9 protein-coding genes are annotated in these 11,068 nt (G+C 57.7%); 2 read left to right on the top strand and 7 right to left on the bottom strand.

Annotated elements, in window-relative coordinates; genetic code table 11:
* Window positions 1-176 precede the first annotated feature (176 nt).
* Window positions 177-941 carry an RNA polymerase sigma factor gene (locus LEPTO7104_RS32240; RefSeq protein ID WP_225886909.1) on the top strand — a complete coding sequence of 255 codons (765 nt, stop codon included), beginning with the start codon at window positions 177-179 and terminating at the stop codon, window positions 939-941.
* 72 nt (window positions 942-1,013) lie between these two features.
* The gene (locus tag LEPTO7104_RS36545; protein ID WP_017296719.1) at window positions 1,014-2,030 is read left to right on the top strand and encodes a tetratricopeptide repeat protein; all 1,017 of its coding nucleotides are present in this window, start codon (window positions 1,014-1,016) and stop codon (window positions 2,028-2,030) included.
* A 52-nt stretch (window positions 2,031-2,082) separates the two neighbouring features.
* Here the strand turns inward: LEPTO7104_RS36545 and cphA are convergent, their stop codons facing one another.
* The 7 genes from cphA to LEPTO7104_RS37780 form a co-directional block, all read right to left on the bottom strand.
* Window positions 2,083-4,770, bottom strand: coding sequence for a cyanophycin synthetase (gene cphA, locus LEPTO7104_RS0101240; protein WP_040695234.1), 2,688 nt, complete (start codon window positions 4,768-4,770; stop codon window positions 2,083-2,085).
* 186 nt (window positions 4,771-4,956) lie between these two features.
* On the bottom strand, window positions 4,957-5,715 hold the full coding sequence (locus LEPTO7104_RS0101245; protein ID WP_017296721.1) for a DUF1995 family protein: 759 nt from the start codon (window positions 5,713-5,715) through the stop codon (window positions 4,957-4,959).
* Window positions 5,716-5,729: 14 nt separating this feature from the next.
* Entirely contained in the window at window positions 5,730-6,893 is a 1,164-nt protein-coding gene (locus tag LEPTO7104_RS0101250) for a cysteine desulfurase family protein (protein WP_017296722.1), read from the bottom strand.
* A 181-nt stretch (window positions 6,894-7,074) separates the two neighbouring features.
* Window positions 7,075-7,851, bottom strand: a complete 777-nt coding sequence (locus tag LEPTO7104_RS32250; RefSeq protein ID WP_017296723.1) for a PIG-L deacetylase family protein — start codon at window positions 7,849-7,851, stop codon at window positions 7,075-7,077.
* Between the two features lie 112 nt (window positions 7,852-7,963).
* The gene (locus LEPTO7104_RS32255) at window positions 7,964-8,860 is read right to left on the bottom strand and encodes a glycosyltransferase family 2 protein (RefSeq protein WP_017296724.1); all 897 of its coding nucleotides are present in this window, start codon (window positions 8,858-8,860) and stop codon (window positions 7,964-7,966) included.
* A gap of 345 nt (window positions 8,861-9,205) precedes the next feature.
* On the bottom strand, window positions 9,206-10,057 hold the full coding sequence (locus LEPTO7104_RS32260; RefSeq protein ID WP_071527158.1) for a glycosyltransferase family 2 protein: 852 nt from the start codon (window positions 10,055-10,057) through the stop codon (window positions 9,206-9,208).
* Window positions 10,058-10,170: 113 nt separating this feature from the next.
* On the bottom strand, window positions 10,171-10,737 hold the full coding sequence (locus LEPTO7104_RS37780) for an acyltransferase (protein WP_225886910.1): 567 nt from the start codon (window positions 10,735-10,737) through the stop codon (window positions 10,171-10,173).
* Between the last annotated feature and the right edge of the window lie 331 nt (window positions 10,738-11,068).

Below are 11,068 nucleotides of genomic sequence, written 5' to 3' on the forward strand. Positions count from 1 at the left end.
TAAAACTTTGCAAAACTGGCCCAGTTTGAAAAATTTTAGTCGCCAAAATCGCCACGGTAGGTATATTAGAGGCTGATTTATCCGCAGACCCAGTCGGCAGCGGGCCTTGGACCTATTGGCAGTGGCCCTTAGCCGCGGTGGTGGGGTGGCGGCGAATGTTTTTCACGGCTCAACCCATGTCTAGCACAGCGCATATTCCCAACTTCCCCGAGTGTGACCACCGGCTGGTGCAGGGGCTGCACCACCTGAGCGATCGCGAACTGGTGCAGCTATTTCAGCGACACGGCGATGCCGGACGGTATTTCACCGCCATCTTTTGCCGCTACAGCCCCATGGTCTACAGCCTGATTCGCCATTCGGCGCGATCGCCCGTGCAGGCCGAGTACCTGTTTGCCCTCACCTGGCGGCACATTCTCCACGAGCTGGGCGGCGTGGATTGCCCCGAGGCCATCGCTGGCGAAGGGCCTGGCGCGTTTACCCTACAGAACTGGCTGATCAACATTACGGCCCTATGCATTAATCAGGCGGTGGTGCCGGAGGTAGAGTCAATTCACTATGCCCTGGAGCAAGCCACGCCGCCGTTCTGGTGCTATGTCGAGCAGGCGCTCGATCGCCTGCCCCCAGTCGAGCGCCTGGTGACCGTCATGGCGCTCACCTTCCGCTGGAGCGAAAACCGCATTGCGGCCTACCTGCAGGCCGAGGGAGAATCTCTGACGGCGGCGGAGGTCCGCCACAAGCTGGAGCTGGCCTTTCAGCATTTGGAGTCGGCCCTGCCGGAGGATATTCGCCAGATCTACCTGGGTAGTGGATCGCTGCGGTCTGAGCCCCTCGCCGATGACCTCAACGACCTGCTCACCGTGCCCGATCTAGAGGCGGTGGGCCTGGCTGATGTCGATCTGGTGGGCATTGGCGGCGAGGTGGGTAGCGAGTGGGCCAACTGACCCGTCTGGCCTGGCGCGATCACACTGGCGCGATCGCAACCGTGGGGAACATGCCTGGGGAGGGCAACGGCAATGAATCATAACTATTTACTCACCGGGGCGCTGGCCCTGGCGCTGCTGCCGGGGCTGAGTCTGCCTGCTGCTGCGGCCAGTTTAGACGAGCAGCTCGATATTCACCCCTACAACGGCACCGAGGGACAGTCGCGGGACGTGGCCGACGGCTGGATGCAGCTGGGCAATCAGCAGTTGAGTGAGGGCAACCTGACCAGTGCCGTCGACTCCTGGGCCGAAGCCGCTGAAATCTACCGTCTGCTGGGCGATACCCAGTCGGCTGGGCAGGCCTACGGCTCAATCGGGGCAGCCTTTGCCACTCTAGGACGCTACCCCGAAGCCGAACGGGCGCTGGTGCTGCGCATCGGCACGGCCCACGACAACAACGACCCCCTCGGCCAGGTCTACGGCCTCAACAACCTCGGCAATCTCTACGTCAACCAGGGGCATATTTTAGAAGCCCAGGCCCAGTTCGAGGAGGCTCTGCAAATCGCCCGCGCTACGGGCGACTCGCGGGCCATTGGCCTGTCGCTCAGCAACCTGGGCCAGGTGGCCACCCAGCGGGGCGATCTGGAGGTGGCGGTACACCTGCTAGAGGCGGCGGCCAACTACCGTATTCTGGCTGGCGACTACCTGGGCGAAGCCCACTCCTCCAACAGTCTGGGGGATGTCTATGTCGCCCTAGGGCGTGAGTCCAACGCCATAGGGGCCTACCGAGTAGGCCTGCGAACCGGGGTTGAGACGGGCGATCGCGCCCTTCAAATTCGTGCTCTAGATGGCCTGCTGGGCATTTACCTGGGCCGGGGAGACTTAGATATCACCAAGCAATACCTCGACCAGCGCAGCGCCCTTACCCTGGGCACGACCCCTGCCGACCTGCAAACCGCTCTCACCTACCGCTGGCTGGGCGACTACTACCTGAAAACTGGCGACAGCGATCTGGCAGAGCAGGCCTTTACCAAGGGTTTGCAAATTTCCCGCAATCTCCAGCGCAAAACCCTAGAGGCCGAATTTACCAACCGCTTGCTGGCGCTTTAGTACGGCGCTCCTCACCCTGCCGTGTGAGTTTAGACAGTAAAAGCGAGCCGCCTTAGGGGAGCACCTCGGCGTACTGGTCGCTGGGCTTAGCGATCGCCGCCGCGCCATTTAGACCTGAAGCGACCTGGGTGATCGGGTTGCGAGCCTTAATCAGCGCAATGGCCCGAGTTACGGTCTCCGGTAAAATCACCACCAAGCTGTCGTCAGGGGCCGTATCCAGGGCCGTGTTAATGGCCTCGGTTTCGTCCAGAATGGTGCGATAGGTGGTTGAACCAGCGATTTCCTCAATGCCGTGGACGATCCACTTGGCGGCATCGCCGCGATCGCGGCCCCGAGTATCGTCGTCTTCTTTGACGATGATGTCGTCAAACATGGTGGCGGCCAGCTTGCCCAGGGTAATAAAGTCGTCATCGCGGCGATCGCCAGGCCCCCCCACAACGCCAATCCGCTGCCCTGGCCAATTTTTCACAAAGCCCCCCAGCGCCTCGTAGCTGGCGGGGTTGTGGGCATAGTCAACCAGGGCGTGGAAACGGCCCAAATTAAACAGGTTCATGCGGCCTGGAGTTTGGTCGGTGGAGGCCTCAAAGGTGTGCAGGGCTTGGCGGATGTAGCCAATATCAATGCCCTGGGCAAAGGCGGCCAGGCTGGCCGCCAGGGCGTTGGCGATCTGGAAGGGAGCGCGTCCACCCATGGTCAGGGGCACCTTCTCGGCCTGCTCGATGCGCAGCAGCCAGTCGCCCTTGAGAATCGACAGATAGCCCTGCTCATAGACAGCGGCCAGGCCCCCCTGCTGGGAGTGCTTGCGCACCAGCTCATTGTGGGGGTCCATCGAAAAGTAGGCCACCTGGCTTTTGACCCGCTGGGCCATGGCCGCCACCAGTGGGTCGTCAGCGTTGAGCACGGCATAGCCGCTGGGGCGAACGGTTTCGGCCACGACGCTCTTGAGGTGGGCCATATCTTCGAGGGTTTCAATATCACCCAGGCCCATGTGGTCGGCGGCAACGTTGAGCACGACGCCAATATCGCAGTCCTTAAAGGCCAGCCCCGATCGCAAAATTCCCCCCCGCGCCGTCTCCAGCACGGCCACCTCCACGGTGGGATCTTGCAGAATTACCTGGGCGCTCTGGGGGCCGGTGGTATCGCCGGGTTCCACCATGTTGTCGCCAATGTAGATGCCGTCGGTGGTGGTAAACCCCACCATCTGCCCAGTCTGCTTGAAAATGTGGGCGGTCAGGCGGGTGGTCGTGGTTTTACCGTTGGTGCCGGTAATCGCCACCACCGGAATCCGGGCGGGGGTACCGGGCGGAAACAGCATGGCCAAAATCGGTTCGGCCACGTTGCGGGCAATGCCGACGCTGGGGCACACGTGCATACGCAACCCTGGCGCGGCATTGACTTCGACAATCACCCCATCGACCTCGCGCAGGGGTTTGGAAATATCGGTGGTGACCACATCAATCCCGGCAATGTCAAGGCCGATGGTTTTGGCGATGCGCTGGGCCACCCAGATATTGTCGGGGTGAATATCGTCGGTGCGATCGATGGCGATGCCGCCCGTGCTCAGGTTGGCGGTAGCCCGCAGGTAGCACATCTCCCCCTCAGGCAGCACGGTGTCGAGGGTATAGCCTTTGCGATCGAGCAGCTGCCAGGTGGTGCGATCGACCTCAATGCGGGTCAGCAGGTTATCGTGGCCCACCCCCCGGCGCGGGTCTTGGTTAGTGATCTCAATTAGCTGCTCAATGGTCGACTTGCCGTCGCCCACCACGTGGGCGGGCACCCGTTCAGCCACTGCGATCACCCGGCCGTTGATCACCAGCACGCGGTGGTCACGGCCCCGGTAAAAGCGCTCCACAATGACGCCTCTAGAAACCTCCTTAGCCGCTTCGTAGGCTTCTTCTGCCGCCTGATAGGTGTCGATGTCGATAGTGATGCCGCGCCCGTGGTTGCCGTCAAGGGGCTTGACCACAATTGGGTAGCCACCCACATCTTCGATGGCATTTTCGAGTTCGTCTAGGTAGTTGATCACGGTGCCCCGGGGCACGGGCACTCCGGCATTGCGTAAAATTTGCTTGGTGCCCTCCTTGTCGGAGGCTAGCTCCACGGCCAAAATGCTGGTCTTGCTGCTCAGGGTAGCCTGCACCCGCTGCTGGTAGCGACCATAGCCCAGCTGAATCATGGCCCGGGTGGAGAGCTGCATCCAGGGAATATCCTGGGTTTCGGCGGCGCGCACAATGGCCTCTGTGCTGGGGCCGAGGGCGGCATCCAGGCGAAACTCGCCCAGGTCGGCCAGATCTTGCTCTAGCTCTTCTTTGGCATAGTGACCGCTCTCGACCAGGCTGTTGCACAGGCGCACCGCTGCCCGAGCGGCGTAGCGACCAGCCTGCTCATTTTGGTATTCAAATACCACCTGGTAGATGCCCGCCTCGGCCACGGCGCGGGTGCGGCCAAAGCCCACGGGCATGCCTGCCATGGTTTGCAGCTCAAGGGCAACATGCTCGATGATGTGGCCCATGTAGGTACCCTGGCGCACCCGGCTCAGAAAGCCGCCGCGGTGCCCTGGTGAACAGAAGTGCTCAATTAGGCTTGGCAGCGTCTCGGCTAGCGCTTCGTAAAACCCAGGAATTTGGTCGGAGGGGCGATCGGCTAGATCCTCTAGATCCAGCCGCATCAGAATCAGGTTTGGATAACGGATGCTCCAGTAGTTTGGCCCTCGGAGAGTCTGGGTTTTAAGAATTCGCATGGGCTGTCGTAACTCACCAGTCGTAGAACAGGGTTGGCTGAGAGCAGCGAGAATTTGCAGGGTGCTGATCAGGCATGTGGTGTAGTGCAGTATAACCCCAGGTTAGGGCGCAGGACAGTATCCCGGAGGCACGATCTTGACCCTAACTGAGGGAATAACCTGATATCTCTGCCAGAGGTCGTTCGGCTACTGGGTCAAGGCCTGAATAAACCGCTGCAGCTCACTGAGAAAACCACTCCGCTTGCCCTTGGTCACGGGGGCGCCTGGGGCCTGGGTAACCTGCCCCAGCAACAATTGGTCGATCGCTTCGCCGGAGGGCTTTTGGGGCATTTCGCCCAGGAGCACATAGCCCGAGTCAGTGTCTTGCCACACCTGCCAGGGGTGGGGATAGCAGCGCAGCAGCACGGCCCCCTCCAGGGGGCGCAGATAGTAGACCGACTCCAGGGTGCTGAGAAAGCGATCGCGCAACTGCCGTCCGGCATAGCCAATGCCAACTGTGGCCACGTCTTCGAGCTTGGGGTTAAGCATGATGACGAACTTATCGCCTGCTTCGGCGCACATCTCCTCGACCTGGCTGACCTCTATGGAAGAAGGCTCGACAAACAGATAGGCCTGATCGCTCGGTTCCATCTCGCTGTGGAGTTCGCCGATACCCCGCACCACAAAGTCAGGGTTGCCCCAGTCGCGGCGGGCCAGGGCTGCCGATCCGGCGTCGGGAAAATATATTTTGAAGACTAGGCCTAGCTCTTGCAGGGCGGGGTAAAACTGCTGCGCCACCGGCATGCCCTTTAGCTCGGAGTAGGCCAGCTCTACCACCATGCGGGGCACCCCAGCTCGAATGGCCGCCTGGGCCGCCCCCCGAGCCTGAAAAATGGCCTCTTCAAGGCTTGCCGGTACAGCGGTTACAGCAAAATTTGTAGCACCATCTTGAGTCATATCGGCCATCAACGTTAGCAACACTACACAGGGGTCAAAGCTAGAGGGGCCAGGGCGCGGTGCAGCACCTGACGCAGCACCATCGCCACCCAGTCGATATCGGCGGCGGTGGTGTGTCGCCCCAGCGTGAGGCGAATGCCGCAGCGGGCGGCGCGATCGCTGTACCCCATGGCCAGCAGCACCGGGCTGGGGCTGAGCTTACCGCTGTGGCAGGCCGATCCGGCACTGATGCCAATGCCGGCCAAGTTCATCTCGCGCACCAGAGTGCGGCCGCTGACGCGATCGCCATCGGCAGCCACGCAAAAGCTGACGTGATGGGGCAGGCGGCGGTGGCGATCGCCCGTGGGCATCAGCTCAGCTACGGTGGATAGTTGGTCAAAGAGGCGATCGCGCAGACCCGACAGGCGCACAGTCTCGGCAGCCATTTCCTCAGCTGCTAGGGCTGCCGCCACCCCAAACCCGGCCAGGGTTGGCACCGCCTGGGTGCCCGATCGCAACCCCAACTCCTGACCACCGCCCCTCAACAGGGGCAACAGCTTGGTTCCAGGCCGCACGTACAGCGCCCCGGCCCCCTGCGGCCCGTAGATTTTGTGGCTGGAAAGCGACAGCAAATCGACCGGCAGCGTTTGCACATCCAGAGGCAGCCGCCCGGCCACCTGCACTGCGTCGGTGTGAAACAGCGCCCCGTGATCACGGGCCATTTGCCCTAGCGCGGCGATCGGCTGAAGCGTACCCACCTCGCTTTGACCATAGATAATAGACACCAGCACGGTATTGTCCCGCAGGGCCTGTCGCAGCGCTACCGGATTGACCCGACCCTGGCTATCGACCGGCAGGCGAGTCACCTGCCAGCCTAACGCTTCGAGCCGCTGGGCCGGTTGTTCTACCGCCGAGTGCTCCACCGCCGAGATAATCATGTGCTGAGGTACCCGGTAGCGCTGGGCTACCCCCATCAGGGCCAGATTATCGGCCTCGGTGCCCCCCGCCGTAAACACCACCGCACTGGCCGGGGCATTGAGCAACGACGCTACCTGTAGCCGCGCCTGCTCTAGTGCCGTAGCCGCCCGACCGCCCCAGTGGTGAAGGCTTGAGGGGTTGCCCCAGCTATCCGCCATGCAGGTGGCCATGGCCGCGATTACCTCTGAGCGAGGGGGCGTGGTGGCGCTGTAGTCTAAATAAATTTGCATAGGGTGCTCAGCGGGAGAACAGCGCGCCCCAAAGGCACAAAATCCATCCTAGCAGGGAGCGCTGTCGCCGTTGAGTTGACCTAAACATGTTCCCTCTAAAATACCCGCCCATGGTCTGATTAGAACTGGACCGATGGGCTGAGGCCACATCTCAATCGGGATGGTTTTTAGGTGGCTTGCCCTAAGCTTTAACAAATAGCTCGAAGGGGTAGTCAAAGAAGCCCATGAAGGTTTTTGGCAGCGCTGTAAAGTTGCCTACCACAGGGGTATATTGCGATTTATACGCCTTCAGGGCCTCTAGCTTCTGGGATTTAACTGGGGCAATAGGTAGGCTGTAAAGCCCTTGATACTGTTGAGTGGATAAGTCGTTTAGGTTTTCATAGCGCCACAGCGACCAAACCAAATATTGCCAAAGATCCACCGTCAGGGGTACTTCCTTCAGGGCTGCCTTGACTAGATCGTGGGTGGCAATGTGGTCGTCATGCTGATCTTTGTGGTACGGCACGTAGACCTCGCCGGGCTGCACTGCCCTTAGCCAGTGGGCCAGCGATTCAACTAGCCGCTGGCGCTGATCCCCCTCTAAACTTCTCAGAGTTGAGTCCTTGGCATCTAAAAAGACGATGTTCGAGGCTTCAACGCCCAAAACATCCAGGGCGGCTGTTGCTTCCTCCTGGCGCAGGCGAATACATTCCTCTGTCGTCAGCGGCGGGGGTTCTGGGGCACCCCAATAGCACAACTGTCCATCGGTCAAAAACACAACCCAAACCGGCACCCCCTGCTGGCGCTTAAGGGCAATCAAACCACCGCAGCCCAGGGTTTCGTCATCTTGGTGGGGAGAAAAAATAATTGCTGGCTTTTGGGATAGCTGCAGCACTTTCCCTCGCTGACGGAGCTGACGCCGCACCAGCCGTCGCTTGCCGTAGTCTATTGCCTTATCTACCGTTGCAAAATTGACCATGGTGATTGCTCTTCAGTAAGGTTGCTGGACCAAGGGGATGGGCAGGTTTTGCCATAACTATGGGCCTAGACTAGTGACCTGTCAGGCTTAAATCTGTAGTTTGGGTGAAGCGCTAGGCTTGATACACTGCCGACCTGGCGGTGGGTTGCTGCCTGCCATCAGGAGGTTGGAGCAGCGCCCGAAGCACACCCATATGCCAACCTATGCGCCAAAAGCAACTGATGTTTTGGATATCTACCAGACTCCGGAGAACCCAGAGAGGCAACAGCACCAGGCGCGGCCCCACGCCGTGAAACTGCATACCTTTCTCTCTGTACTTGAGGTAAATTTTACCCATCCCGTTTCCCCAGGCGTAGGCTTTGCGATAGGTGGACCGTCGGGCTTCGAAAAATCCTTTGGGTGTAGGAGATGCGTTGCGCACGTGGACGACCGCATCGGGCACAAAGGTGAGTTCAACTCCAGTGAGCTGAACGCGAACGCAAAATTCTGCATCTTCGAGATGGGTAAAAGCTTCGTCAAACCCCCCGACCCGCTCGTATAGCTGCCGTTGAATGGCCAGACCTCCGGCTCCGGCAAAGGGCAAAAAGGGAATTCTAAACTGCTGTAGTCCTTGGTCTTGATTTTGCCCGTCGATTTGATCTCCCGGATTAAGCCGCGCGCAGTCAAATCGGCAGGCCAGAAAGCTTTTGCTGACAAAGGCCTGAGCCAAAGCCTGGAGCCATCCCGCAGCTACGACGTCATCGGCATCACAAAAGGCAATGTAGTCTCCAGTGGCGGCTTTTACACCGACGTTGCGGGCGTGGCCAGCGCCTTGTCGATCGGAGGCATCGACAATTTTAAGGGGCAGGCGAGCGCTGTACTGCCTGACGATATCTAGAGTGGCATCGGTTGAGCCGTTGTCTGCGATGATAACCTCCCAGGGGGGGGTGGTTTGCTGAATTAGTGCCTCAAGCTGCTGGTCGATAGTCGCAGCGGCATTTAAGCACGGAATTACAACGCTGAGCATCATAAAAGCCCCTTGCAAGGCGCCTAAAGGTGGTCTTTTAACTGAACGGAACGCCAGGCCTAGGCTTTGCAGCGATCGGGTTTGGCGCCGAAAAACAGCGGCCTCCACACCTGGCGGAAGCCACAAGTCAAAGGGAAAAACTGTGTTTGCTGTTACCTAATAGGTATAGTTCACCCGTCATGAAGCAGCTATCCCTTGGACCGGGGTTTTACAGATTTAGCAGGCGCAATAAAAATCGGGTGTAGGACATGTACACCCGATCCAAAAAATGTTATCATTCCGCTCTTTGTTTTTTCGGAGAGATGCTTTCCTAAGTGATGTTTAACAAACGCTCTCTCCAGGTATAGTCTAGGACGCCTTGAGTAGTCGATTGACCACTCCCATGTGCCAGCCCAAGCGCCAGAGACTGTGACTAGACCTAAATCCGGATCCTATAAACCGCAGCATCCAGAGGGGAATCAGCACCAGACGCGGTGCTATTCCGTGGAGCTGCATACCCTTTTCGCGGTAGCGCAGGTATAGGGTGGCAAGCCCGTAGCCCCAATTGTGAGCTTTGTGAAAGGTCGACCGCTGGGACTCTATAAATGACTGCTCAGTACCCGTACCGTGGCGGTAGTGCACTACCGCATCCGGTACAAAGACTAGGGTATGGCCAGCCATCTGTACGCGAATACAGTAGTCGGCGTCCTCTAGGTGTGGGATGGTTTCATCAAACCCTCCCACAGCGTCGTGGATATCTTTGCGAATGGCCAGTGCGCAGCCTCCGGCAAAGGGATAAAAAGGCGTTCTAAAGTTTTGCAGGCCCTCGCTCTCTGGGGTATTGACAGCGCCCGAATTGAGCATTTCGTTGTCAGCACGGCAGGCTAGAAAATCGGAACGGGTGAAGGCTTGCCCCAGTGCCTCCAGCCATCCTTGATCGACGACGTCATCGGCGTCGCAAAAGGCTAGGTAGACGCCGGAGGCAGCTCTAGCCCCCGCGTTGCGGGCGTGGGAAGCGCCCTTGACCCTAGCGGCATCGATTACCGTTAGGCGGGGCAGGCGATCGCGGTACTGTTCAACTACAGCAAGACTATTGTCGGTGGAGCCATTATCAGCCACGATCACTTCATAGGGGGCGACGGTTTGCTTTGTCAAAGCCTCAAGCTGTTGATCAATTACCGCTCCAGCATTAATACAAGGAATAACAACGCTTATTTTCATAATGACAACTCAAGATAAATAAATAACCTACGATCGCGGTGCTCTCCGTTTATAATTCGTCGCTCCATGCACTACGTTTAGGGCAATAAGCAGCAAATCCATCAAGTCAAAGCTTAAGCATCTCCGCTCATCTCTTTACCAAAAGCTCTTGAATAAAGTTGCTCTTGAATAAAGTTTCCGTTTTCATCTGTCTTGCGCCATCGCTGGGTCATAAAATCATAGCGTTTGACTACGCGTGCGGGAGTTCCGACAGCAACAGAGTAATCAGGAATACTCTTTGTCAAGACACTGTTAGCACCCACAACACAGTGTTTTCCAACAGTAACAGGACCGTATATACAGACGTTCTCACCAATCCAACTATCATCTCCGATATTAATTTCACCAAGAACTAGTAACTCGTTATCCCTAATTGCGCAATCAATATTTCGGTAATCATGCAAGTTGTCCGATAGATAGCATCGATCGGCAATCAATACGCCTTTCCCAATCTCAACTCGATTACACGCCACAATGTGGCAGGCATTACCAACGTAGGTAGCATCGCCAATTAGAATTTCAGGTGTAAAATGTTGATCACCATAGTGATTATTACCAAACAACCAGCCATTCCAGGCAATATATACATTTTCCCCTAGGGTTATATATTTTCCTCCAGAAACTTTTAAAGGCCACTCCACTCGGCTACCCGGTCCTACTGACTTAAACTTTGTGAGTAAGGCGGCAGAGCGGATTCTATTGAACACACTATGGAACAACAAGAAAGTCTTACCTAGAATGTTAAAAATAGCCATTTTTCTTTCAGTATTGGCAGCAAAGATTCCGTATTTCAGGTGCAGGAAATGCCATTCCTAAGCACTCAATGCCTAGAAAACATGATGACTCTAGCAAAGTCACTTTGAGAGAGTTCTATGCGGCAGTTTTTCTAACTCACCACACGGGTTGAACTTCTCTTGGTTTGCCGGATGCCTTTTCTTTCTAATTAGTAAATCAAGCCTTCATTGACCAACC

Origin of the sequence: Nodosilinea nodulosa PCC 7104, assembly GCF_000309385.1 — a bacterium.
Classification (GTDB): Bacteria; Cyanobacteriota; Cyanobacteriia; order Phormidesmidales; family Phormidesmidaceae; genus Nodosilinea; species Nodosilinea nodulosa.